Source organism: Agromyces albus (genome assembly GCF_004134825.1).
Lineage (GTDB): Bacteria > Actinomycetota > Actinomycetes > Actinomycetales > Microbacteriaceae > Agromyces > Agromyces albus.
The window spans coordinates 19,727-43,032 of the sequence record NZ_SDPN01000001.1; the positions used below are offsets into that span (position 1 = coordinate 19,727).

Here is a 23,306-nt window from a genome sequence, read left to right on the forward strand (position 1 = left end):
TGCCGGCATCACCTTGTGCGCAACGAGACCCGCCGCGACGATCCGTCGAGCGGCCACACGCGAGTCACGACCTCGGGCACGCGGAACCGGGCGTCGTCGGCGAGCTCGTGCAGCTCGGGCGGGGTGACGGCCGGGTCGGCGATGCGTGCCGCGATGCGGTCGAGGTCGGCGGCGACCGCGGCATCCGGTCCGTCGGCGCCGATCTCGTCGTCGACGCCCCACGTCTCCCAGAGGAGGGTCTCGTGGCCGTCGAGCGCCGTGAGGTCGAGCACGAGATTGTGGGTGAGATACCGCCACGATCGCAGCTCGGGAGCCTCGAGTTCGGGCAACACGGCGACCTGTTCGGGATCGAGCCGGCCGGCGCGCGCGGCGATCCACGCGTCGGCTCCCGTGAGGAAGCGGTCGCGTGGCACGTCGAGGAGATCGAGCGGCGCTCCGGTCGAGGCGTCAACATAGCCCTCGTGCATCTGGGCCTCGATGAGGCGCCAGCGCGCGGCATCCGCGTCCCACACCTCGGCGACGACATGGTCGAGCCACCAGCCGTCGACGAAGTACCCGCCGAAGCCCACGCGCGAACGCGCCGGGATGCCGATGCGGCGCGCGAGCGAGACGAAGAGCAGGGTGAAGTCGCGGCAGCAGCCGAGGATGCGCTCGGTGGACTCGCGAGCTGCACCGAGGGGCCCGGGCTTCAGCTCGGCGAGGCGGGCGAACTGCTCCTCGGCGTATCGCAGGTCGATCTCGGCGAGCCGATCAGGGGTGAAGCCGTGGTCGGCCACGTCTCCGTTCGCCCGGTAGTGGAAGACGAGGCCCGAGACGAGCCGTCGCAGTTCGCCGAGATCGCGCGGCACCTCGCCGATCCACTCGGCCATGCGACCAGGGTCGCTGCAGAGGCTCTGTGCGCGGTACGGATCGAGGAGCGTGTCGGTCATCCCTCTGGTCTAGCGTGATTTGGCCCGCTTCTGCGAGACCGGCAGCACGCCCCGGGCATCCATCTCGGCGCCCGACGGCCGGCGCCGCCGTTTCTCATCGGCCTTGCGCTGCTGCTCTTCGGTCGGGGTGACGACGGATGCCACGATCGCGTGCAGCGCGACGAACTTCGCCATCTTCTGCACTTGCTTCGCTTGCTCACGATGCCGCTTGATCGTCTTGGCGCGTCGCTTCGCGTCGGCCGCGGCATCGGCGGCGTACGGGGTCATCCGCATCGACGCGCCCTCGAGGCGAGCCGACACCTTCTTGGCCATGCGCTCGGCGCGACGGGGTCGATCGCCGACTTCACGCTTCGCCTCGCGGATCTCGGCGCGCGCCGATGCCTCGATTGCGGCGAGGCTCGCACCGGCATCACGCGAGAGCGCCTTCGCGAGCTTGCGCGTCTCTTTGGCGGAATGCTTCGCCTCGGCCACGGCCTTGCCCGCGGCGCGGCGGTCGGCGCGCTCAGTGTCGGTCTTCGGTCTCGTCATGTCCCCTCCGTTCCGATGCCCCCGCCAGTCTTCCACCGGCCCATGCGAGTGCACAGCGCTTGACGACCGGCGCCCGGTCGACTACACCCCGATCGGGGTGCGAACTTAGCCGAGCATTCCTCAATATGGCATGGACGCCGGATATGGATCGGCGCAATACTGGGCCTATCAGCGGACGGAGCGCTGCGGCGTCGGCGAGTGCAGACATCGGGCCGAATCCGACGCCATCAACCAGTCGCCTCGCTGCTACCGGTCAAAGGAGACGGAGCGATGACAAGACGAAGCGCAACGCATGGTGTCGGTTGGCTCAAGGGAACCGCAGGCGCACTCGGCGTCTCCGCCCTCATGGTGATGATGCTGGCTTCCCCGGCAGCGGCCGACCCTCCGACGATCGATGACTTCTCGGAGACGTTCCCCGACGTCAACCCGTGCACCGGTCTGATCCACACGGTCACCATCGATCACACCTTCTTCCAGCATCATCACGGTGATCGCTTCATCGAGCACGGCGTATCGTCGGTCACCACCAGCTCTGGGTTCGAGGGTGGCGGTACGAGCACGTTCGTGGAGACCGACGGAGCCTTCGTGTTCAGGCTCCTCGACGTCCTGTCCGACGAAGCCGGCAGCCGCATCATGGCGCGGGCGATTTTCATCGCCGACCCGGTGACCGGCGCGGTGCGTGTCGATCGCTTCGACCTCAAGTGCGTCCACGACGCAAGTTGACCTGATACAGCAGTGACCGGCCGGGCGGCATCCGCTCAGTCCTCGTCGATGAGTTCCAGCAGCTTCTTCGACTCGTCGCGGATGTCGTCGTGGTCGAACTGGCCGGCGCGGCTCTCGAGCGAGATCACCCCGCAGCGGTGCACCTTGCGGAAGTCGCCGTACGGGAAGCTGTAGTGGCCCTTCGTCTCGCGGTCCTCGTCGTCGTCGACGCCGAGGTGCCATTTGCCGTACTCGGTCCAGCCGTGCTTGTCGATGAAGTCGTTCTCGTCGTCGGCGCTCGGGGCGTGCTCGCTCCAGTCGTCGCGTTCGTCGCGCACGACCTTGCCGTCGCGAACGAGCGACCTCGCGTGCCGGAGTCCGGTCTGGTTGAGCTTCACGGTCATCTCGGTTCTTCCCCTTCCCGGCGGGGCGCTGTGCGCTTCGGCGGCGCACTGGATCCCACGCACCTCTTCGGGTTTACCCGCGCCGCAACCGAGCGTCAACGGGGTTGCCAATCGTCGGAACACATCCATCACGTTCGGAGAAGCGGCCGCGAAGCCCGCTGCCTAGAGTCACGATCATGACCCTCCTGCTCAGGACCTCCATTCGATCCGTCACCCTCGACGTGCCCGGACCCACCGCCGCGGGTGCCTTCACCTCCGCGGCCTTCGGAGTGCACGATCACGTGCGCTTTCGAGCTGCGGATGCCCAATCGACCAACTCATGCTGCTGCTCGGGGCCGAGAACGTGGACGCGAGCATGCAGTTCTACCTCAGGCGCGGCTTCGGCAGTGCCGGCGCATTCACCGACCCCGACGGATTCGCCTGGGAGCCGGCAGCCGCCTGAATCAGGCGGAGAAGTTCGCGGCGCGCGAGGCGCGGCGCCTCTGGAGTCAGGCCGACGGGAACGGCGTTGCGTGAGCTTCCGCGGCCCAGGACGCCAGCAGGCGCAGCCGATCCGCCGACGCCGAGCCGGGTTCCGCGGTGTAGATCAGGAGGACCTGCCCCGGTTCGGCGGTGATCGCGAGCTCCTCGTACACGAGCGTCAGCTCGCCGACGACCGGGTGCTGGAACCGCTTCGTGCCGGCGCCGTGGGTTCGGACGTTGTGCGCGGCCCAGAGGGTCCGGAACCGTTCGCTGCGGGTGCACAGTTCGCCGACGAGGTCTTGGATGCCTTTGTCGTGGGGGTCGCGTCCGGCTTCGGCGCGGATGACGGCGACGCACATGTCGGCGAACAGGTCCCAGTCGGGGTAGAAGTCGTGTGAAGCCGGGTCGAGGAACTGGAAGCGCGCGAAGTTCGGGGTCCGCCCGCCATCTCCGATCAACGGCGAGTAGAACGCTCGTCCGAGCTCGTTCGTCGCCAAGAGGTTCTGGCGCTGGTCCCGGACCACGGCGACCCCGTCCGTGATGGACTCCAGCGCCCACTCGAGGCTGCGCCGCGGCGGACCGGACTTGGTGGCGCGCCGGCGGGAACGACCGGAGGAGGGGATGCCGTCGGCTGCGCGAGCCAGATCGAGCAGGTGCGCGTGTTCGGCGTCGCTCAGCTGCAGCGCCCGAGACACGGCGTCGAGGACGGCGGCGGACGCGCCGGCGATGGCGCCGCGCTCCAGCTTGGCGTAGTACTCCACGCTCACGCCCGCGAGAGCCGCGACCTCGCTGCGCCGCAACCCCAAGACGCGCCGGTTCGATCCCGACGGGATCCCGGCCGCCTCGGGCGAGACACGCGCACGGCGAGTCATGAGGAACTCGCGTACATCCGCTCGATTGTCCATACCGTCAGGGTAAGTCCGACACCCCCTGAAAAGGGATCCCCTCTCAGAGCACCCCTCCCGAACGAGCGAGTTGCGCGGTGAAGCCGTCGGGCAAGCGACGCAGCACGTCGAGATCGAAGTCGAACCGGCCGATACGCACGAGCCCCGGCCAGGTGCCGACGTCGCCGTAGTACAGGACCACGCCCTGGGTGGGGGCGTAGTAGCCGATCTCCGCCGGTGCAGGACCGTCACGGTCTGGAACGCCGCGCACACGAAGCGGGCTGTCGAGACGGGCGACCTTCTCGACCCCGTTGAAGTCCGTGAAGCTCAGATCGAGTGGGAGCCGTGCGGCGAGGTCGGCGGCGACCGGGTTCGAGTACAACGTCGCGTCGAACTCGTCGCCAGAGCTCAGGGTGACGTGAATGCGCACAGGTGGGCCTCCGTTCCGACGTGGACGGGACCAGCGTCGCGCCCTCCGGCCTACCGTAGGCCTCCCGCCGGTCAGGAAGGGTTCCCTCCCAGTACATCCCTCGTCAGTGACTCCCGCCGTTCCGAACGGGCACGAAGACTTGGATCATGCCAAATACCTCCGCGCCCCGGCGGGCCATTGTGCAGCGATCGCTGCCGACCCTGTTGCTGTTGCTCACGGTGTTCGGCCCGATCTCGATGGACCTGTACCTGCCGGCGTTGCCCGCGCTGACCATCGAGCTCGGTGCGGCTGCATCCGTCGCGCAGCTCACGGTCACGGCGTGCCTGATCGGCCTCGCCGCTGGACAGCTGATCGCAGGGCCGCTCTCTGACCGGTTCGGTCGACGCGGGATCCTCCTGGTCGGCATCATCGCCTACATCGTGATCTCCGCGCTGTGCGCCCTCAGCCCCACCGTCGAGGTCCTGATCTTCGCCCGGCTGGTGCAGGGCCTGGCCGGCGGGGTCGGGATCGTGATCGCGCAGGCCGCGGGCCGCGACATCTATTCCGGCGGCGCACTGATCCGGTTCTACGGCCGGCTCACCGTGGTCGGCGGGTTCGCCGCGATCGTCGGACCGCTTCTCGGCGGACTGCTGAACACCTTCACCGACTGGCGTGGCCTGTTCGTGTTCCTCGCCGTCATCGGCGCCGCCATCCTCCTGACCGCCCTGCTGATCTTCCCGGAGACTCTCCCGGTCGAACACCGCAGCCGCGGCGGGTTTGCACAGACGCTGAGCGACTTCCGTACCCTGCTCGCCGACCGCGTACTCCTGGGGGCGGTGCTCAACCAGGGCTTCCTCTACGCCGCACTGTTCGCCTACCTCGCCGGCGCCACCTACGTGCTGCAGGACATCTACGGTCTGACGCCGCTCGCGTACGCGGCGGCGTTCGGGCTCAACTCCGCCGGATTCATGGTCTTCGGATACCTCGCCGGGCGCAGCTCCGAACGGTGGAGCATCTCCGGCACCCTCACCGTCGGTGTCCTCGTCACCGGGCTGGGCGCGGCCGGCCTGCTGCTCGCGGGGATCGCACCGATGCCGCTGCCGGTCGTCATCGTGTCCCTGTTCACCCTCGCCAGCGGCGTCGCCATCTCGTCCCCACCGGCCACCACCCTCGCCCTTGCGGAGTACCCGCAGATGGCCGGCACCGCATCCTCCTTGCTCGGCATGGTGCGGTTCGGGTTCGGCGGATTCGCGGCCCCGCTCGTCGGCGTCGCCGGCACCACCAGCATCCTGCCGCTGGGCCTGGTCACCGTGACCTCGGTCACCCTGGCCGGTGCCGCGTTCCTCGTCCTGGGCAGGCGGAGGGCGACCACCATCGAGCCCGTCGGCGAACCCGCGACCGAGCCGGCGCTCCGATAGACCTCCGAGAGACCTCGACAGAAAGAGAGCAACCATGCGCGGAGTCATCATGCACGCACCCGGCGATGTCCGGGTCGAGGAGCGTGAGAACCCGACCATCGTCGAACCCACCGATGCGATCGTCCGTCTCGCCGCTTCGTCCATCTGCGGATCGGACCTGTGGCCCTACCGCGGCGCCGAGCCCGTCGACCACACGCCCATGGGACACGAGTACGCCGGCGTGGTCACCGAGATCGGAGCCGAGGTGAAGAAGATCAAGGTCGGCGACTTCATCGTCGGATCGTTCTTCGCCTCCGACAACACGTGCGAGATCTGCCACGCCGGGTACCAGACCTTCTGCATCCACCGGCAGCCCGGTGCCGCCACCGGCGCCCAGTCGGAGTTCCTCCGGGTTCCGCTCGCGGACGGCACCCTGGTCGCCACCCCCGGCCAGCCCGACCCCGAGCTCATCCCGTCGTTGCTGGCCGCATCCGACGTGCTCGGCACCGGATGGTTCGGCGCCGTCGCGGCCGAGGTCGGGCCGGGCAAGACGGTCGCGGTCGTGGGTGACGGCGCGGTGGGCCTGCTCGGCATCCTCGCCGCCAGGCAGCTCGGCGCTGAGCGGATCATCGCGATGAGCCGCCACACCGACCGGCAGGCACTCGCCCGCGAGTACGGCGCGACCGACATCGTCGAGGAACGCGGCGACGAGGGCGTCGCGAAGATCAAGGAACTCACCGACGGGCTCGGTGCACACAGCGTCATCGAGGCGGTCGGTACCCAGGAGTCGATGATGCAGGCGATCCGCGCCACCCGGGCCGGCGGGCACGTCGGGTACGTCGGCGTCTCCCACGACGTCTCCCTCGACGGGCTCGGGCTGTTCTTCTCCGGCGTCCACCTGCACGGCGGCCCCGCCCCGGTGCGCCGGTTCCTGCCCGACCTGATCCAGCTGATCTGGGACCGCAAGATCGACCCCGGCAAGGTCTTCGACCTCACCCTCCCGCTGGTGCAGGCAGCCGAGGGGTACCAGGCCATGGACGAGCGACGCGCCATCAAGGTGCTCCTCACCATCGACTGACCGGACGCGGCAAGGAACGACTCCGATGAACTTCGCCCAAAGCCGCCCACTGCTCCGCGTCATGCCACGTGGAGCCCGCCGCCCCGCGCTCTCGACACTCATCCGGCGGCCGAGGTTCCTCCGCGGCCCCTCCATGGAGAAGCCATTCGACGCCCCCGTACTGCGAACTCGGCACCACGTCGTTCATGACCCTGACGAAGAGCCGTTTCCTCGAGGCTCTCGCGCACGACGACAGACTTCGCGAAGCCACCGAGCATCCGACGTGAGTCCCGTGCTGCCCTACTCCACGCGCCGCGCCCGCACCGCCATGAACTGCCGCGCCGGCAACGCGACACGTACGGTGCCGCGGTGCACTCCCGGCATCCGCTCGACCGTCATGTTCCAGGTGTCGATCACGTCGAGCTCGAAGTCGCCCTCGGGCAGCACGACGTTGCGGAAGCTGGGCCGGTTGAAGCCGAAGTACGCGATGAGGTAGTCGCCCGCGACGCCGCCCCACGGCACATCCCAATCGGAGGGCAGCGGATCGAGCGCACCCCCGGGCGCCTCGCCGACGATGCCGTCGAGGAATCCCAGCCGCGCCGGGCTCGCCCCTACGAGCTCGCCGCCCTTCGACCACCACAGCTCCTCACGCTCGTTGAGGTAGGTCTCGCCGTGGCCGACGTAGCCGCCGCGCACCGCGCCCTCCCACGCGCGCCGCACGAGCTCCTCGCCGGTGAGGTTGCCCCAGCCCTGGTCGATGTCGCCCTCGTAGCCGATCTCGTCGATGACAACGGGCTTGCCCCACGTGTCGCGCCACTCGTTCGTGTTCTCGGCCGTGCGATAGACGTCTACGCGCTGGGCGCTCACGTGCGTGATCCACGGCCGCGATTGGTCGTAGAACGCGTGGCAGTTGTGGATCGAGCGGAGGTGGTCGTGCGGGTCCTCGGCCTCGATGGTCGCGGCGATCCGCTCCCAGTCGTCGGTGCTCTTCGCCCAGAGGAGGTCGTACTCGTTGGCGAGGGCCCACCATACGTTCGCGGATGCCGCGAGCCGGCGCACGACGTACCGCATGAGCCGCTCGTCGACGGCGGGCCCGAGGTCGGCGAATCCCCACCGGTCGTACGCGTGGAAGAGGATGAGGTCGGCCTCGATGCCGAGCGCCGCGAGGTCGGCGATGCGCCGTTCGAGCGCCCGGAAGTACTCGACGTCGAACCGCTCGAGGTCGAATCCGTCGGCGAGCGATCCGGGGAACGGGAACCGCTCGGGCTCGTTCGCGTTGTAGAGATACGACTTCGGGAAGAGGCACATGCGCATCTTGTTGAACGGGGCGTCCGCGAGCGCCGAGAGGGTGCGCTCCTGCAGCTCGTCGGACTGGTGCGTCCACGCATACGCCGTCGTGCCGACAGGCCGGTGCCGCGTGCCGTCGGCGTAGACGAAGTGCAGGCCGTCGACCCGCACCGGGCCGTGGGTTCCGGATGCCGCGGGCCCCACCTGCACGGCGCCCGAGATGCCGTCGAGCGATCTTGCCGTCGAGGCGGTCTCGAACCGCCACTCCCCCTCAGCCTCGGCGAGGAACCGGATCAGGTACACGCCGTCGCCGTCGTAGAACCCGCCGATCTCGAACGAGCGCTCGCCGTTCGTCACGATCGCGCCGAGCTCGACGTCGACGAACGGGTTGCCGTGCGACGGCCCGTCGAAGCGCAGCTCGACGACACCCCAGCGCGGCACCGCGTCGGCCGGCACCGTGACGGCCGCGGAGGCGCGCGGAACCTCATCGCCCTCGTAGGCCGGGTCGGGCTCGATCGCGGGAGCGTACTCCCGCTGCGCGGTGTCGCCCCCGGCGACGTCGGCGAGCGACGCCCAGAACCGCTCCTGCTCCGCGGCATCCTCGCGAAGCGCGGGCGAGATCGCGACGAGCTGGCCGAGGCGGGCGTCGCGGAACTGGCTCGCCATGGGCGAGGCGGCCACGCCGGGCAGGAACGTCTCGAGCACGGCGCGGGCGCCCGCGTCGTCGATTGCGTCGCCGAAGGTGGAGGAACGGTCGAACATCGGATGCCTCTCAGTCGAGTTCTCAGTCGAGTTCCGCGAGGGCGCGCTCGATGTCATCGAGCACGACGGGCGGGGTGAACATGAGCGCTTGCCGCAGCGTGCGCCCCTCGGACCACACGGTATCGATGCGAACCGCGTCGGCGCGGGCCTCGTCGTGCGTGGCGAGGGTGTCGAGCAGGGTGCGGTAAGCCTCGTGGTCGTCGATGATCGCCGCGGTCGGCGAGTCGAGCGAGAGCGGGCGGCTGCTCGCGGCATCCGGGGCCTCGGTGAACCGCCACTCGTGGCGACCCGAGCCGACGACGACCGGCTCGAGCCCGGGCAGGTCGACGACCGCGTCGGAGTTCGGCGGCACCTCAGCGACGACCACGACGGCGTCGCCTTCGCGGCGCCAGGCCACCGATGCGGCGCCATAGGGCGTGCGATGCGAGGCCCGGGCGTGCTCGAGCGCGGCGAGCGGCCGCGGCGCGATGCGGAGGCGGCGGTAACCGGGCGCTTCGGGAGCGAGGCCCGCGACCGTGCGGTGCAGCCAGTCGGCGACGGCGCCGAGCGCGTAGTGGTTGAACGAGGTCATCTCGCCCGGGTTCACCGAACCGTCGGGCAGGAGGCTGTCCCAGCGCTCCCACACCGTCGTGGCCCCCATCGTCACGGAGTAGAGCCACGAGGGGCACTCGGTCTGCAGCAGCAGGCGCTCGGCCGTCGCGCGGTGGCCGGCGTCGACGAGGGCGTCGGCGACGAGCGGCGTGCCCACGAAGCCGGTGGCGATGCGGTAGCCGCGTTCGCGCACGAGATCGGCGAGGCGCGCTGCGAGCGCGGTGCGCTGTGCGGCATCCGTCACGAGGTCGAAGCCGAGGGCGAGTGCGTAGGCCGTCGGGGCGTCGTTCATCATGCGGCCGGCCGGCGTGACGTACTCGTCGACGAACGCGGCGCGGGTGTGTTCGGCGAGCGCCGCGTACCGCGACTGATCGCCGGGCTCGCCGAGCAGCTGGGCGGCGTCGGCCACGATGCGCAGCGATCGCGCGAGGTACGCGGAGGCGACAAGGTCTCCGTCGACCTTCGCCTTGCCGGGCTTGTCGGGCGGGGCGTCGGGATCGAGCCAATCGCCGAGCTGCATCGCGCCGGTCCAGAGCCCCTTGGCATCGGTCACAGCGAGCACCGTGTCGACCCAGTCGCGCATGCTCGGGTAGGCGTCGCGCAGCACGCCGAGATCGCCGAACCGCTCGTAGAGCACCCACGGCACGATCGTCGCGGCGTCGCCCCACGCGGCCACGCCATCCCCGATGCCGAGCGACGGCAGCGCGGCGGGAACGACGAGCGGGACGACGCCGCCGGCGCGGCGCTGCTCGAGCGCGAGGTCGCGAAGCCACGACGTGAGGAACGCGTCGCAATCGGCGAGGAACGACGCGGTCGGCGCGAAGACCTGGATGTCGCCGGTCCACCCGAATCGCTCGTCGCGTTGCGGGCAATCGGTCGGGATCGCGAGGAAGTTGCCACGCATGCCCCAGACGACGTTCTCGTGCAACCGGTCGAGCAGCTCGTGCGACGAGTCGAACCAGCCCGTGCGCGGCAGGTCGCTCGCGATCACGACTGCGGTCACGTCGGCGGGGTCGAATGCGCCCGGCCAGCCCTCGATCGAGGCGTATCGGAAGCCGTGGAAGGTGAACCGCGGCTCCCACACCTCGACGCCGTCGCCGGCGAGCTCGAGCTCGTCGGTCGCCGCGGCGTTGCGCAACGGTCGGAGCGAGAGCTCGCCGTGCTCGAGCACCTCGGCGTGCCGCAGGGTGAGGCGGGTGCCCGCCGGCCCGCTCACGCGGAGGCGCAGCCGGCCGACGAGATTCTGGCCGAAGTCGAGGATGGTCGCGCCCGAGGGCGACTCGAGCACCTCGGCGACCGGAAGCTCGGCGATGCGGCGCACCGGCGGCGCGATCCTCGCCTCGGGCACCGGCACGTGCTCATACCCCGCGCGAGCGGATGCCCCGCGGCGGGCCTCAGGCCACGCGGAGGCGTCGAAGCCCGGGGCCGACCAGCCCTCGACGGCGACCGCCCGGCGGAGCTCGGCGTGCTCGCCCGCGTAGATGCCGCTGTCGACGACCGTGCCGTCGCCCAAGGCGCGCCAGCCTTCGCCGTCGCCGTCGCCCGTCGCCACGACCTGCGATCGACCGTCGGCGTACTCGACCTGCAGCTGCGCGAGCAGGCTCGGCTGGTCGCCGTAGACGCGATCGGCGAACTGGAAGAAGCCGTACTGCTCGGTATACCAGCCGCCCGCGAGGGTCGCGCCGAGCACGTTCTCGCCGTCGCGCACGAGCGCGGTGACGTCGACGGTCTCGTGCACGAGGCGGTCGCGATAGCTCGTCCAGCCGGGAGCGAGCACGTCGTCGTCGACCCGGATGCCGTTGAGCTCGGGCTCGGCCACGCCGAGCACCGTGTAGTACAGGGTGGCGCGCCGCACGGCGCCGTCGACGGTGAACGACGTGCGCACGAGCGCCGGCTGCGCGGGTCGCGACGGGTCGGCGAGGCCGATGGGCTCGGCCACCCAGGCGCCGTCGTCGAGGAAGCCCGCGACGATCGTGATCGGTGCGCTCCAGTCGGTCTCGGTTCCGGATGCCGCGGCCACCCGCACTCGAACCTCGCGGGTCTCCCCGGCGGTGAGCGGTGCGAACGGCCAGTCGACGAGCACCGACTCGTCGGCCTCGAGGTGCACGGACTCGTCGCCGCTGCGGAGCTCGGCCGAGGCCTGCCGCCAGCCGGGCTCGTCGGTCTCGACGGTCCAGCTCAGGCGCGGGGTGGGCGTCGCGACGAACGTGCTGTCGTCGCGCAATTCGGCGCGGAGGGTCGCGATGCGCGCGATCACACCCTCAGCTGCGGCATCCGTCATTCGTCATCGCCCTCGTATGCGAACCAGTCGACGGCCACGGTACCCCGCCGTGCCGAGAGGCCGGTAACGCGACCGGTGAATGACTCGGTGACCTCGGAGGAGAGGAAGCGGCCGTCGATCTCGGCGAGCACGCGCTCCTCGCCGCCGACCACGGCGCCGAGCTCGATCACGTCGGACGTGCGCGGGAGCCCTCCGTTGCCGTTCGGCCGCCGGGTGCGGAGCACGAGCTCCACCTCGGTGCCGTCGAAGGGCTCCGACCACTCCTGCCAGAGCCCGCCGAGCTGCGCGTGGGCGCGAAGCCGACCGTCGCCGGCCTCGATGCCGACATGGAACCGCTCGTCGTAGCGCACGGCGAGGCCGCCGACCCCGGCGGAGACATCGACGAGTGCTCGCGAGGTGGAGCGAAGATGCTCCTGCCTGCGCCCGACGAACACGGGTCGTGCGTCGTCGAGCGTCGAGCCGTCGGCGTGCAGCACGAGCGAGCCCGGGCGCTCCGTCAGCGAGCCGGCCTCGTGCGGCAGGCGGCGCACGGCGACCCAGTCCGACGCGAACTCGGCGTCGTCGAAGTCATCGTGTGCGGCGCTGCCGGGCCGCGGCGCGAGCTCGACGGGGTCGATCTCGGGCCAGCCGTCGTCGCGCCACCGCACGCGGGTGACGAAGGTCTCGCGGCCGAGCGCCGAGAACGCCCGCGTCATGCTGCGCGGCCGCACGCCGAGGAGCACGACGAGCCACTCGCCGTCGGGACCCACGACGAGGTCACCGTGGCCGGTGTTCTGGATCGGCCGGTCGGTCGAGCGGGCCGACACGAGCGGGTTCGACGGTGCGCCCTCGAAGGGGCCCTCGGGCGAGTCGCCGCGCGCGATGCTGATGCCGTGGCCGCGCTCGGTGCCGCCCTCGGCGATCAGGAGGTACCAGCGTCCGTCGTGCCGGTAGAGGTGCGGGGCCTCGGGGAACATGAGGCCCGAGCCCGACCACAGCGATCGCGGCTCCTCGAGCGCACGGTGGCCTTTGAGGTCGACGCGAACCTGCTGGATGCCATGATGCGAGCCGATGTCGTCGCCGCCGAGGATGAGGGCCGAGTACGTGATGTAGGCCGTGCCGTCGTCGTCCCACGCGAGGTCGGGGTCGATGCCGTCGACGCTCGCGGAGCCGTCGGCCTTGAGGATGAGGTCGCCGTCGCTCCACGGGCCTGCGGCATCCGTCGCCGTGAAATGCAGCATGCCGCGGCCCATCGCGTCGGTGATGACGAGGTGGAAGACGCCGTCGCGGTGCCGGATCGTGGGCGCCCACGCGCCGCCCGCCGTGGGCACGTCGTCGACGCCGAGCTGGCCAGGGCGCGTGGCGACGTGGCCGATGCGCTCCCAGTTCACGAAGTCGCGCGAGCGGTAGATCGGGATGCCCGGCAGGTACTCGAACGTCGACGTCGCGATGTAGTAGTCGTCGCCGACGCGCACGACGCTCGGATCGGGGTTGAACCCCGAGATGAGCGGGTTCGGGTAGGTGGTCATGCCACGAACACCTCGGCCGTCGAGTACGTCGCGGTGAGCGGCAGGTCATCGACTGAGGCCCCGGCGCTGAGCATGTAGGCGCCCGGTTCGACCTTCCAGCCGCCGTCCCAGTGCGCGAGCCGGCGCGCGGCCACCGGCACGGACGCGACGACGGTCTCTCCCGCCTCAGCGCGCACGACTGCGAACCCGACGAGCCAGCGCACGGGCCGGTCGACGGCGGAGTCCTCGCGCTCGGCGTAGACCTGCACGACGTGCTTGCCGGCGCGGTCGCCCGTGTTCGTGAGGGTCACGTGCACGAGGGCGTCGGATGCCTCGGCGTCGCCGCCTGCGGCATCCGTCACCTCGATCGCCTCGAACGACCACGTCGTGTAGCCGAGCCCGAACCCGAAGGGGTAGGCGGGCGTGTGGCCGGCGCGCAGCCACGCACGGTAGCCGATGTGGATGCCCTCGGAGTACTCGAGGCGGTCGTTCTTCGGCGTCACGTCGAGCACGGGCACGTCGTCGAGCGTGGCGGGCCACGAGGTCGTGAGACGCCCGCCCGGCTCGGCCGCACCGAGCAGCACGTCGGCGATGGCCTGCCCGAACTCCTGTCCGCCGAACCAGCCGAGCAGCACCGCCGCGACGTCGTCGCGCCACGGGAGCAGCACCGGCGAACCCGCGTTCACGACGACGACCGTGCGCGGGTTGACCGCGGCGACGGCACGCACGAGCTCGTCCTGGCGGCCGGGGAGGTCGAGGTTCGTGCGGTCGTAGCCCTCTGACTCGACCTTCGAGTTCGTGCCGACCACGACAACCGCCACCTCGGCGTTGCGAGCCGCCTCGACAGCCTCGGCGATCAGGCTTTCGGGGTCGGTGTCGTCGGGCGCGATGCCGAACGTGACGCTGAGCGCGCCGGCGAGCGGGCCGTCGGCCGAGCCGAGGTCGAACTCGGCGCGCACGTCGAGCGACACACCCGCCTCGACGCGGATCGCACCGGTCGCCGAGGGCGGAGAGAGGAATGCGGCACCGAGGTCGGTTCCGACGATCTCGGGCTGCTCGTCGACGAGGAGCACGCCGTCGACGTAGACGCGGCCGTGCTTCGCGGTCGCGAAGCCGAGGAGGATCTCGCCCGACTCCGCGGGGGTGAACGTCGTGTGCAGCTCGACCGTCGACGACGCCGCGATGGGCGCGCCGCCGCCGAACCACACGAGCGCCGTCGAGCGTCGGTGCTCGCTGAAGAGCTCGGTGCCGTCGGCGTCGCGGAACGAGACGACGAGTCCGGGCTCGCCGGTGCGGGGGTTCGTGATGCGGTCGAGCGGGATCTCGGCGACCCCATCCTGCACGACTGCGCCGAGCGTGTACGTCACGTCGGCGTGCGGGAGGGCAGCCCGGATGCCGTCGATCGGGGTGACGATGTGCTCGGGCAGCACCGTCGCGCTGCCGCCGCCCTGGGTGCGCGCCTCGCGGGCGTTGTGCCCGATCACGGCGACCTTCGTCAGCGACGACGGATGCCACGGCAGCTCGCCCTCGTTCTTCACGAGCACCGCGCCCTCGACGGCGGCCTCGCGCGCGAACGCCCGGCCGTCGACCTCCGGCGGCGTGACCGCGGACGCGCCCTCGAGTGCGCCGACGCGCTCGGCGAGGAGGAGGAGTCGCAGCACCTTGCGGTCGAGGTCGGACTCGTCGATGCGCCCGTCGCGCACTGCATCGGCGAGGTCGGCCCACGCCGGCGCCGGGCCGGGCATCGCGAGGTCCTGCGCCGCGGGCACCGCGTCGAGGCTGCGCACGGCGGTCCAGTCCGAGACGACGACGCCGTCGAAGCCCCACTCCGAGTTGAGCGGCGTCTCGAGCAGGTCGTTCTCGGTCATCGTGACGCCGTCGACCGAGTTGTAGGCGCTCATGACCGCCCACGCGCCGGCCTCGACCGCGCGCTCGAACGGCAGGAGGTAGACCTCGCGCAAGGCGCGCTCGTCGACGCGCACGTCGGCCGTGAAGCGCTCCGTCTCGGAGTCGTTTGCGACGTAGTGCTTCGGCGTCGCGGCGACGCCGTTCTCCTGCAGGCCCTCGACGTACGAGGCGCCGAGCTCGCCCGAGAGCCACGGGTCCTCGCTGAAGCACTCGAAGTGGCGGCCGCCGAGCGGCGAGCGGTGCAGGTTGATGGTCGGGCCGAGCACGACGTCGACGCCCTTGCGACGGGCCTCGGATGCCGCGGCGGCGCCGTAGCGGTGCGCGAGCGCCGTGTCCCACGAGGCCGCGAGCGCGGTGCCCGACGGGAGGTTGAGCGACGGGTCGCGCTCGTCCCACGCGGGTCCGCGCACTCCCGCGGGACCGTCGGAGAGCGTCATCGCGCGCAAGCCGATCTGCGGCAGCGGCACGGTCGTCCAGAAGTCCGCGCCCTGCACGAGCGCGACCTTGTCCTCGAGCGAGAGGCGCTCGAGCAGTGGTCGCAGGTGGTCGGTTGACGCGGTCATACGGTGGTTCCTTCGTTCAGTGCGGTGGTGGCGTTCAATGCGGTGATGATCGATGATCGGATGCGGCTCATGCGACGGCGGCCGCGGCATCCGTGACCCTGGCTTTGTCAGCTTCGGCCGTCTGGGCCGCGATGAAGTCGCGGTACCAGTAGGCGCTGTCCTTCGGTATGCGGGCCAGGCTGGGGTAGTCGACGTAGACGAGGCCGAACCGCATCGAGTAGCCCCACGACCACTCGAAGTTGTCGAGGAACGACCACGCGAAGTAGCCGCGCACGTCGGCACCCGCCGCGACGGCATCGGCGCACGCGCGCGTGTAGCCGGCGAGGTAGTGCACCCGCTCGGGGTCGTGCACGCGGCCGTCGTGCGTCGGGTAGTCGGCGAACGTCGCCCCGTTCTCGGTCACGTAGAGCGGGAGCGGCGTGAACTCGCGGCTCACGCGCAGCAGCACGTCGCGGAGCGCGTCGGGGGTGTCCGACCAGTCGAACGTCGTCGGGGTCGGCTCGACTTGCGTCATGCGTGTGCCGGTGGGTGACTCGGGGTCGGCCGCGATGAGCGTGTTCGTGTAGTGGTTGACGCCCGCGAAGTCGGTCGGCGCCGAGATGACCGCGAGGTCGCCGCGACGAACGAGGCCGTCGTCGGTCTCATCGACCGTGATGCCGTGCATGCCGAACACCCTTGCGACGTCCTCGCCGTACGAGCCGTGGTACACCGGCTCGAGGAAGATGCGGTTGAACCGGATGTCGGCGATGCGCGTCGCCGCGGCATCCGCTTCGCTGTCGCTCGCCGGGTTGAGGTTCGAGATCAGGTTCGTGATCCCGAGCTTCACGGCTGGCCGGCGCTCGCGGAACGCCGCGAGCGCAAGCCCATGTGCGAGCAGCAGGTGGTGCGCGGCGCGGGTCGCCTCGGTGTCATCCGTGTGGCCCGGCGCCTGCATGCCCCACGAGTAGCTGAGGAACGACGCGCACACCGGTTCGTTGATCGTGATCCAGTGCTCGGCGAGGTCGCCGAGGGCGTCGGCGACGAGCGCGGCGTACTCGCCGAAGCGGTACGCCGTCTCGCGAGCGGGCCAGCCGCCCTCGTCCTGCAGTGCCTGCGGCAGGTCCCAGTGGTAGAGCGTCACGTACGGCTGGATGCCGCGGGCGTGACATCCCTCGAGCAGCGCACGGTAGAACGCCACGCCCTCGGGGTTGAGCGCGCCACGGCCCGTCGGCTGCAGTCGCGCCCACGACAGCGAGAGCCGATAGGCGGGAATGCCGAGCTCGGCCATCAGGTCGAGGTCGTCGGCCCAGCGGTGGTAGTGATCGACGGTCACATCGGCGGTCTCGCCGTGGAAGATCCGGCCCGGCTCGCGCACGAACGTGTCCCAGATACTCGGGCCGCGGCCCCCCTCGGCGACGGCTCCCTCGATCTGGTACGCGGCCGTTGCGACGCCCCACGCGAAGTCGGCGGGGAGATCGAGGCGGTCCGGGGTGAGGTCACGGGTGGTCTCGGTCATCGTCATCCTTCTGCTGCGATCGCCATGAGGCGCCGGCGCGCGACGCGCCGCTCCTCCTGCTGGTCGGGGTCGGGCACGGGTGCGGCCATGAAGAGCTTCTGTGTGTACGGATGCTCCGGCCGGGCCGTCACCTGGTCGCCGTCGCCCGACTCGACGATCTCGCCGCGGTACATCACCGCGACGCGGTGGCTGACGTGCCGAACGACTGCGAGGTCGTGCGAGATGAAGAGGTAGGCGACGCCCGTGCGCTCCTGGATCTCGATGAAGAGGTCGAGCACTCGCGCCTGTGTCGACAGGTCGAGCGCCGACACGGGCTCGTCGCACACGATGAGCTTCGGGTCGAGGGCGAGCGCACGGGCGATCGCGACGCGCTGCCGCTGCCCGCCCGAGAACTCGCGCGGCAGGCGCGAGCGCGCGTCGACCGGGAGGCCGACCTGCTCGAGCAGCGTCGCGACGCGCTGCTTCGCGGCGGCGGTGGAGACGCCGCGCACGGTGAGCGGCTCGATGAGGATCTGCTCGATCGTGAGCGCCGGGTTGAGCGAGGAGTAGGGGTCTTGGAAGACGACCTGGATCTCGGAGCTCAGCTCACGCCGTTCGCGGCGGTGCAGTTGGCCGATCTCACGACCGGCGTAGCGGATCGACCCGCCCGTGACCGGTGCGAGGCCGAGCACGGCGCGGCCGAGCGTGGTCTTGCCCGAGCCCGATTCGCCGACGAGTCCCACGGTCTCGCCCGGAAGGATGTCGAGCGAGACGCCCTTCAGCGCCCGGAAAGGCTTGGCACGGAACCCCTTGCCGGGGTACTCGACTTCGAGGTTCTCGACCTCGAGCAGCGGCGCGCTCATCGCGCACCTCCCTTCACGGCGTCGGCCTTGGCGACGTCGGCGTCTTGGATCTCGGCCTTCTCGATGGCGGCGCCGCCGAGCGGAGCACGCGCCGGGCCCTCGTCGAGGATCGCGCCGAGGAGCGAGCGGGTGTACGGATGCTCCGCCCGCCCGAAGATGGCGCGAACCGGACCGTGCTCGACGATGAGGCCGTGCTGCATCACCGACACCCGGTCGCAGAGGTCGGCGACGACGCCGAAGTTGTGCGTGACGAGGAGCAGCGCCATCTGGCGCTCCGCCTGCAGGTCGCGCAGCAGGTCGAGCACCTCGGCCTGCACGGTCACGTCGAGCGCCGTGGTGGGCTCGTCGGCGATGATGAGGTCGGGATCGGTCGAGACGGCGCCGGCGATCAGCACGCGCTGCGCCATGCCGCCCGAGACCTCGTGCGGGTAGGCGGCGAACGTGCGCTTGGGATCGGGGATTCCGACCCGCTCGAGCAGTGCGAGCGTCTTCTCGGTCGCGTCCTTCTTACTGAGGCCGAGTCCCACGCGCAGGGGCTCGACGAGCTGGCTGCCGATCGTGAACGACGGATCGAGGTTCGACATCGGCTCCTGCGGGATGTACCCGATGCGCCGCCCGCGGATCGCGGTGTACTCCCGCTCCCCCAAGGTGTCGAGACGCACGCCCTCATAGTCGATCGAACCGCCCGTGATCCGGCCGCCGCGTGGCAGCAGGCCGAGCACCGCGAATGCGGTCTGGGTCTTGCCCGAGCCCGATTCGCCGATGAGGCCGTGCACCTCGCCGCGACGGATGTCGAGGGAGACGCCGTGCACCACTTCGAGCGTGCCGCCGTCGTCCTGCCCGTAGCCGATGCGGAGGTCGCGCACGTCGAGGATCGTCTCGCCGGCGCGGGCGGCGGCTCGTTCGTCGTCGGCGTGACGGATGGTCGGCTCTGCCTCGGCGTCGATCCCGATCCCGATCCCGCCGGTGACGGTGCCGATCGAGGTGGTCACCGCGGCGATCGACCCGGTCGCGGTGGCGACGGCGCGACGCCGGCGGCGGCGAACCTGCACGGTGCGCTCGAGCGCGTCGCGCATGACGTTCGCGAGCAGGGTGAGGGCGATGGAGGTGAGGGCGATCGCGAGCGACGGCCACATCATGAGCAGCGGCGCCTTGTAGATGTTGATGAAGCCGTCGTTCAGCATCGACCCCCATGTCGGCACCGACATGTCGCCGAGGCCCAGGAACTCGAGTCCCGACTGGATCGCGATCGCGATGCCGGCGACGATCGCCGACTGGATGATGATCGGCGCGCGGACGACCGAGAGGATGTGGCGCGAGATGATCCGCAGGTCGCTGAGGCCCGACACCCTGGCCGCATCGACATAGAGCTCGGAGCGCACCGCTGAGACGGCGGCGTAGACGAGCCGGAAGTACGCCGGCGCGAGCAGGATGCCGAAGATGAGCATCGCCGCCCACACCGACGGGCCCACGACCGCTCGCGCGGCCAGCAGCACGACGATGCCGGGCAGTGCCATGACGAGCGCGGTGAACCACGACGCGACGTTGTCGAACCAGCCACGGTAGTACCCCGCGATGAGGCCCGCGATCACGCCGATCAGGAGGGCGGTGACGAGGGCGACGAGCGCCGCGGCGATGCTGATCTGCGTCGCGGCGAGCAAGCGGGAGAGCACGTCGCGGCCGCCGCTGTCGGCGCCGAGCGGATGCTCCGCACTCGGCGGCGCGAGCACGAGCTGCAGCGAGGCCAGGTTCGGGTCGTATGGCGCGATCAGCGGGCCGATCACGGCGATGACCGCGACGACGAGGAGGAACGCGAGCGAGATCGTGCCGAGCGGGCGGCGGATCACCCGGCGCAGGAGCGACGTGCGACCCGTCGGCGTGGGGATCGTGTTGGGAGGCGTGATGGCGGTGGTCATGACAGTCTCACCTTCGGGTTGAGGGCCGCCTGCGCGAGGTCGATGAGCAGGTTCACGATGACGACGATGATCGCCGTCGCGATCACGACGCCCATGACGACGGGGATGTCGCCGGCGCCCGTGGCCTGCACGGCGAGCTGCCCGATGCCCGGGAGCGCGAAGATCTGCTCGACGATGACGGCGCCGCCGAGCAGGCCGACGAACTGCACCGCGAGCACGGCGAGCGCAGGCCCGCCGGCATTCCGCAGCACGTGCTTGTAGACGACGCGGTTGGTGCTGAGCCCGCGACTGCGGAGGGTGCGAACATAGTCGCGCGAGAGCGCGTCGAGCACCGACCCGCGCACCTGCTGGGCGACGGTCGCGGTGGCACCGAGCGAGAGCGCGATGATCGGAAGCGTCACCGATGCGATCCATCCGCTCGGCGACGAGGCGAATGGCACGTACCCGGTCGCCTTGAACAACCCGAGGTTGATCGCGAAGACGAGCACGAGCACGAGGGCGATGAGGAAGCCGGGGATCGCGAAGCCGATGATCGAGACGAACTGCACGACGTTGTCGATCCAGCCGCCGCGGCGGGCCGCGAGCACGCCGAGCACCACCGCGACGATCGCGGCGATGAGCGTCGCGCCGATCACGAGAGACAGGCTGACGGCGAGCCGGCTCGAGACGCTGACCGCCACGAGCTGGCCCGTGAACCAGGAGCGGCCGAGGTCGCCGCCGAATGCCGACGTGAGCCAGTCGAAGTACTGGGTGAACAGCGGCTGGTCGAGGCCGAGTGCTGAGGCCTTCTCGGCGACGACCTCCTCGGTGGCGTTCTGGCCGAGGATGCGGCGGGCGATGTCACCGCCGCCGAGGTAGAGGAGCGCGTAGGCGATCACCGAGATCACGAACACGAGCACGACGCCCGATGCGAGGCGGCGCAACACGAATGGCAACATTGGTTCTCCGTGGTTGTCGGAACAGGCTCGGGCCGCTGGCCCGCGGTGGGACCCGGCCCGCCCCGGTGATCCAGGACGGGCCGGGAGACTTGTCAGCCCTTGGGCTGGAAGTCGTAGACGGCCGGGTAGACGTTCGTCGGCATCATCTCGACGCTCGTGTTCGCGTCGGTCGCGATGCTGTTCTGCACGCGGTAGAACGGGGCGAACCAGGCCTGCTCGACGATGTACTCGTTGAGCTGCTTGGCCACCTCGGCTTGCGTCGCCTCGTCACCCGCCTGGATCTGTGCGAGGTACTCGTCGACCTGCGGATCCGCGTACTTGAACGGGTTGAACACGGCATTCGGCGCGATCATGAACTGGATGAGCTGCCAGTCGGGGTTCTGCTCGAGCGCCATGAACGACGCGGGGAACTTCGGCGCGAGCAGGTCGGCGATGAAGTTGTTGCCCGGGTCGGTGTACTCCGCCGTGATGCCGATGTCGGCGAGCTGCTGGGCGAGGAGCGTGTAGGTGGTCGATCCGAGCACCGTGGAACTCGGCATGGCGAGTGAGAACCCGTCGGCGTAGCCGGCCTCGGCGAGCAGGTCCTTGGCCTTCTCGGGGTCGTAGGGGTAGCGCTCGTCGAGCGCCGGGTCGAACGCGGGGCTCGACTCGGGGAACACCTGGCCGGTGACCGTGCCGTTGTCGCTCTGCAGCGCCGTGAGGAGCGCCTCGCGGTCGAAGGCGTGGTTGATGGCCTGGCGCACGCGCACGTCGGAGAGCGGCTCGCCCATTGTGCCGGCCCGGTCGAGCAGGAGGAGGCCCTGGAAGTCGAGCTCGTTGGCATTGACGGTCCAGCCGGCGCTCTCGACCTCGGTGAGGTTGTCGTTGCTCGCGAGCTTGATGCCGTTGACCTCCCCCGCCTTGATCGCATTGACGGCTGCCGTCGCGTCGGCGAGCACGTTGATCGTGAGGGTGTCGTAGTGCTGGAGGTCGGGGTTCCAGTAGTCGGGGTTCTTCGTGTACGTGTAGCTCGTGCCGGTGACGGTCGCCGCCGTGTCGAGCACGTAGGGGCCGGAGCCGACCGGGTCGGTGGCGAGCGAGTCGGGGTCGGCAAGTGCCTCGGCGCTTGCGATGAGACCCGGGTCGCGGGTGAGGTAGTTCAGCATCGCGGGGTCGGGTGCCGCGAGGGTGATGACGACGGTCGTGGCGTCGGGCGCCTCGATCGAGGTGATGCCTGAGAGGTAGCCCGCGTCGGGAGACGTGCCGGTCTGGAACCGCTCGAGGTTCTGCTTCACGACGTCGGAGGTGAGCTCCGACCCGTCGGTGAAGGTGACGTCGTCGCGGAGGGTGAGGGTGAGCACGGTGTTGTCTTCGTTGTACTCGAACGACTCGGCCAGGAAGGGCTCGATCTCGCCCTCCGACGTGGCGAGCAGGAGGGTGTCGTACACCGCTTGGTAGAAGGGGGCGCGGTTGCCCCATTCCGACCCGGCCGGGTCGAACGTGGTCGGCGCGACGATCGCACCGAGGGTGAGCGTGCCTCCTCCCCCTTCGGTCGATCCCGTATCAGCGGCGCAGCTCGACAGTGCGAGTGCGGCGGTGATGGCGACAGCTGCTGTGGCGGTTCTCCATCGGAGCATCTTCGGTCCTCTTGGTCGGCGGCGATACCACTGCGGATCGCCTCGTGAGACGAGAAGCTACCATGAAACCCGAGTGACCACTAGGTTTTTATTTCAGAATGTGCCACGATGCTCTTGACGGGCCGACGGATGCCCCGCCCTACGCGGCAGCTAGGCTCGTCAGATGAGCTGGAGGGCGTTGTGAACGAGACCACGACCGGGCGTAACAAGCCACGAGGCTCGTATGCCAAGACCGGCATGAAGCGCGCCGCGATTCTCGAGGCAGCGCTCGCGGTGTTCGCCAAGGGCGGCTACCGGGCCGGTTCACTGCGCGAGATGGCGAGCCACGTCGGTATGAGCGAGGCCGGGCTGCTGCATCACTTCCCGAACAAGAGCGCGCTCCTCGCGGCGGTGCTCGAGCTCCGCGACGACCACGCCAGGGAGATGGTCCCGTTCGATTCCGAGGATCCGCTCGAGGCGCTACGCGGCCTCATCACCCTCGCCCGCTACAACGCCTCCGTGCCGGGAGTCGTGGAGCTCTACTGCACGCTCTCGGCCGAGGCGACCTCGCCCCAACATCCGGCTCACGACTACTTCGTCCGCCGCTACGACCTCACGGTCGACAGCGTCAGGCAAACTTTCGAATGCTGCCGCGAACGCGGCATCCTGCGACCGGGCCTGCGCCCCGAGAGCGCCGCCCGCGCCACGGTCGCGCTCATGGACGGCCTGCAGGTGCAGTGGCTGCTCGACCGCGACGGCGTCGACATGGCCGACGAGCTCGAGGTCTACCTGCGCGGCATCGTCGACCTCGACGCCTGACCGGGCAGCGCAGCTACAGCCGCGCAGACGCAGGTCTTACGGAACGCGAA

Annotated in this window: 19 protein-coding genes; 5 read left to right on the top strand and 14 right to left on the bottom strand. The window is 70.2% G+C overall.

Annotation, left to right across the window (positions count from 1 at the left end; genetic code table 11):
• Nucleotides 1-8: 8 nt before the first annotated feature.
• Both ESP51_RS00085 and ESP51_RS00090 read right to left on the bottom strand, forming a co-directional pair.
• Nucleotides 9-929: a transglutaminase-like domain-containing protein gene (locus ESP51_RS00085; RefSeq protein WP_129518842.1), complete on the bottom strand. Its 921-nt coding sequence runs from the start codon at nucleotides 927-929 to the stop codon at nucleotides 9-11.
• A gap of 9 nt (nucleotides 930-938) precedes the next feature.
• Nucleotides 939-1,457 carry a hypothetical protein gene (locus ESP51_RS00090; protein ID WP_129518843.1) on the bottom strand — a complete coding sequence of 173 codons (519 nt, stop codon included), beginning with the start codon at nucleotides 1,455-1,457 and terminating at the stop codon, nucleotides 939-941.
• 345 nt (nucleotides 1,458-1,802) lie between these two features.
• On the opposite strand from ESP51_RS00090, the gene ESP51_RS00095 reads away from it, so the two are divergent.
• The gene (locus ESP51_RS00095; protein ID WP_129518844.1) at nucleotides 1,803-2,180 is read left to right on the top strand and encodes a hypothetical protein; all 378 of its coding nucleotides are present in this window, start codon (nucleotides 1,803-1,805) and stop codon (nucleotides 2,178-2,180) included.
• A 35-nt stretch (nucleotides 2,181-2,215) separates the two neighbouring features.
• Here ESP51_RS00095 and ESP51_RS00100 read toward each other — a convergent pair whose 3' ends face one another.
• On the bottom strand, nucleotides 2,216-2,563 hold the full coding sequence (locus ESP51_RS00100) for a hypothetical protein (RefSeq protein WP_129518845.1): 348 nt from the start codon (nucleotides 2,561-2,563) through the stop codon (nucleotides 2,216-2,218).
• 319 nt (nucleotides 2,564-2,882) lie between these two features.
• On the opposite strand from ESP51_RS00100, the gene ESP51_RS21150 reads away from it, so the two are divergent.
• Nucleotides 2,883-3,005, top strand: a complete 123-nt coding sequence (locus ESP51_RS21150) for a hypothetical protein (RefSeq protein WP_277871056.1) — start codon at nucleotides 2,883-2,885, stop codon at nucleotides 3,003-3,005.
• Between the two features lie 46 nt (nucleotides 3,006-3,051).
• Here ESP51_RS21150 and ESP51_RS00105 read toward each other — a convergent pair whose 3' ends face one another.
• Both ESP51_RS00105 and ESP51_RS00110 read right to left on the bottom strand, forming a co-directional pair.
• A complete protein-coding gene (locus tag ESP51_RS00105) occupies nucleotides 3,052-3,930 on the bottom strand; it encodes a helix-turn-helix domain-containing protein (protein WP_129518846.1) in 879 nt (292 codons plus the stop codon).
• 43 nt (nucleotides 3,931-3,973) lie between these two features.
• The gene (locus ESP51_RS00110; RefSeq protein WP_129518847.1) at nucleotides 3,974-4,339 is read right to left on the bottom strand and encodes a cyclophilin-like fold protein; all 366 of its coding nucleotides are present in this window, start codon (nucleotides 4,337-4,339) and stop codon (nucleotides 3,974-3,976) included.
• Nucleotides 4,340-4,485: 146 nt separating this feature from the next.
• Here ESP51_RS00110 and ESP51_RS00115 point away from each other — a divergent pair, with 146 nt between their 5' ends.
• Together ESP51_RS00115 and ESP51_RS00120 are read left to right on the top strand one after the other, a co-directional pair.
• Nucleotides 4,486-5,736, top strand: a complete 1,251-nt coding sequence (locus tag ESP51_RS00115; protein WP_129518848.1) for a multidrug effflux MFS transporter — start codon at nucleotides 4,486-4,488, stop codon at nucleotides 5,734-5,736.
• Between the two features lie 34 nt (nucleotides 5,737-5,770).
• Entirely contained in the window at nucleotides 5,771-6,793 is a 1,023-nt protein-coding gene (locus ESP51_RS00120) for a zinc-dependent alcohol dehydrogenase family protein (protein WP_129518849.1), read from the top strand.
• A 279-nt stretch (nucleotides 6,794-7,072) separates the two neighbouring features.
• Here the strand turns inward: ESP51_RS00120 and ESP51_RS00125 are convergent, their stop codons facing one another.
• From ESP51_RS00125 to ESP51_RS00165, 9 genes are all read right to left on the bottom strand, one after another.
• Nucleotides 7,073-8,821 carry a DUF5605 domain-containing protein gene (locus tag ESP51_RS00125; protein ID WP_129518850.1) on the bottom strand — a complete coding sequence of 583 codons (1,749 nt, stop codon included), beginning with the start codon at nucleotides 8,819-8,821 and terminating at the stop codon, nucleotides 7,073-7,075.
• A gap of 22 nt (nucleotides 8,822-8,843) precedes the next feature.
• Nucleotides 8,844-11,693 (bottom strand): alpha-L-rhamnosidase, encoded by a 2,850-nt coding sequence (locus tag ESP51_RS00130; protein WP_129518851.1) that lies wholly within the window; start codon nucleotides 11,691-11,693, stop codon nucleotides 8,844-8,846.
• Entirely contained in the window at nucleotides 11,690-13,201 is a 1,512-nt protein-coding gene (locus ESP51_RS00135) for a glycoside hydrolase family 43 protein (RefSeq protein WP_129518852.1), read from the bottom strand. Before ESP51_RS00135 ends, ESP51_RS00130 begins: the two co-directional genes overlap by 4 nt.
• The gene (locus ESP51_RS00140; protein ID WP_129518853.1) at nucleotides 13,198-15,651 is read right to left on the bottom strand and encodes a beta-glucosidase family protein; all 2,454 of its coding nucleotides are present in this window, start codon (nucleotides 15,649-15,651) and stop codon (nucleotides 13,198-13,200) included. Before ESP51_RS00140 ends, ESP51_RS00135 begins: the two co-directional genes overlap by 4 nt.
• Before the next feature lie 67 nt (nucleotides 15,652-15,718).
• Nucleotides 15,719-17,146, bottom strand: coding sequence for a GH1 family beta-glucosidase (locus ESP51_RS00145; protein ID WP_241842894.1), 1,428 nt, complete (start codon nucleotides 17,144-17,146; stop codon nucleotides 15,719-15,721).
• A 2-nt stretch (nucleotides 17,147-17,148) separates the two neighbouring features.
• A complete protein-coding gene (locus ESP51_RS00150) occupies nucleotides 17,149-17,988 on the bottom strand; it encodes an ATP-binding cassette domain-containing protein (protein WP_129518855.1) in 840 nt (279 codons plus the stop codon).
• A complete protein-coding gene (locus ESP51_RS00155; RefSeq protein WP_129518856.1) occupies nucleotides 17,985-19,904 on the bottom strand; it encodes a dipeptide/oligopeptide/nickel ABC transporter permease/ATP-binding protein in 1,920 nt (639 codons plus the stop codon). The genes ESP51_RS00150 and ESP51_RS00155 overlap by 4 nt, the downstream gene beginning before the upstream one ends.
• On the bottom strand, nucleotides 19,901-20,842 hold the full coding sequence (locus ESP51_RS00160; RefSeq protein ID WP_129518857.1) for an ABC transporter permease: 942 nt from the start codon (nucleotides 20,840-20,842) through the stop codon (nucleotides 19,901-19,903). Before ESP51_RS00160 ends, ESP51_RS00155 begins: the two co-directional genes overlap by 4 nt.
• A 92-nt stretch (nucleotides 20,843-20,934) precedes the next feature.
• Entirely contained in the window at nucleotides 20,935-22,458 is a 1,524-nt protein-coding gene (locus ESP51_RS00165) for an ABC transporter substrate-binding protein (RefSeq protein WP_129518858.1), read from the bottom strand.
• Between the two features lie 180 nt (nucleotides 22,459-22,638).
• Between ESP51_RS00165 and ESP51_RS00170 the strand changes: the two genes are divergently transcribed.
• Complete coding sequence (locus ESP51_RS00170) at nucleotides 22,639-23,256, top strand: TetR/AcrR family transcriptional regulator (protein ID WP_241842895.1); 618 nt, start codon at nucleotides 22,639-22,641, stop codon at nucleotides 23,254-23,256.
• Nucleotides 23,257-23,306 lie beyond the last annotated feature (50 nt).

Coding starts and splice junctions, on each gene's coding strand:
- ESP51_RS00085 (WP_129518842.1), bottom strand. CDS start 929: ATGACCGACACGCTCCTCGATCCGTACCGCGCACAGAGCCTCTGCAGC.
- ESP51_RS00090 (WP_129518843.1), bottom strand. CDS start 1,457: ATGACGAGACCGAAGACCGACACTGAGCGCGCCGACCGCCGCGCCGCG.
- ESP51_RS00095 (WP_129518844.1), top strand. CDS start 1,803: ATGGTGATGATGCTGGCTTCCCCGGCAGCGGCCGACCCTCCGACGATC.
- ESP51_RS00100 (WP_129518845.1), bottom strand. CDS start 2,563: ATGACCGTGAAGCTCAACCAGACCGGACTCCGGCACGCGAGGTCGCTC.
- ESP51_RS21150 (WP_277871056.1), top strand. CDS start 2,883: ATGCTGCTGCTCGGGGCCGAGAACGTGGACGCGAGCATGCAGTTCTAC.
- ESP51_RS00105 (WP_129518846.1), bottom strand. CDS start 3,930: ATGGACAATCGAGCGGATGTACGCGAGTTCCTCATGACTCGCCGTGCG.
- ESP51_RS00115 (WP_129518848.1), top strand. CDS start 4,486: ATGCCAAATACCTCCGCGCCCCGGCGGGCCATTGTGCAGCGATCGCTG.
- ESP51_RS00120 (WP_129518849.1), top strand. CDS start 5,771: ATGCGCGGAGTCATCATGCACGCACCCGGCGATGTCCGGGTCGAGGAG.
- ESP51_RS00125 (WP_129518850.1), bottom strand. CDS start 8,821: ATGTTCGACCGTTCCTCCACCTTCGGCGACGCAATCGACGACGCGGGC.
- ESP51_RS00130 (WP_129518851.1), bottom strand. CDS start 11,693: ATGACGGATGCCGCAGCTGAGGGTGTGATCGCGCGCATCGCGACCCTC.
- ESP51_RS00135 (WP_129518852.1), bottom strand. CDS start 13,201: ATGACCACCTACCCGAACCCGCTCATCTCGGGGTTCAACCCCGATCCG.
- ESP51_RS00140 (WP_129518853.1), bottom strand. CDS start 15,651: ATGACCGCGTCAACCGACCACCTGCGACCACTGCTCGAGCGCCTCTCG.
- ESP51_RS00145 (WP_241842894.1), bottom strand. CDS start 17,146: ATGACCGAGACCACCCGTGACCTCACCCCGGACCGCCTCGATCTCCCC.
- ESP51_RS00150 (WP_129518855.1), bottom strand. CDS start 17,988: ATGAGCGCGCCGCTGCTCGAGGTCGAGAACCTCGAAGTCGAGTACCCC.
- ESP51_RS00155 (WP_129518856.1), bottom strand. CDS start 19,904: ATGACCACCGCCATCACGCCTCCCAACACGATCCCCACGCCGACGGGT.
- ESP51_RS00160 (WP_129518857.1), bottom strand. CDS start 20,842: ATGTTGCCATTCGTGTTGCGCCGCCTCGCATCGGGCGTCGTGCTCGTG.
- ESP51_RS00165 (WP_129518858.1), bottom strand. CDS start 22,458: ATGCTCCGATGGAGAACCGCCACAGCAGCTGTCGCCATCACCGCCGCA.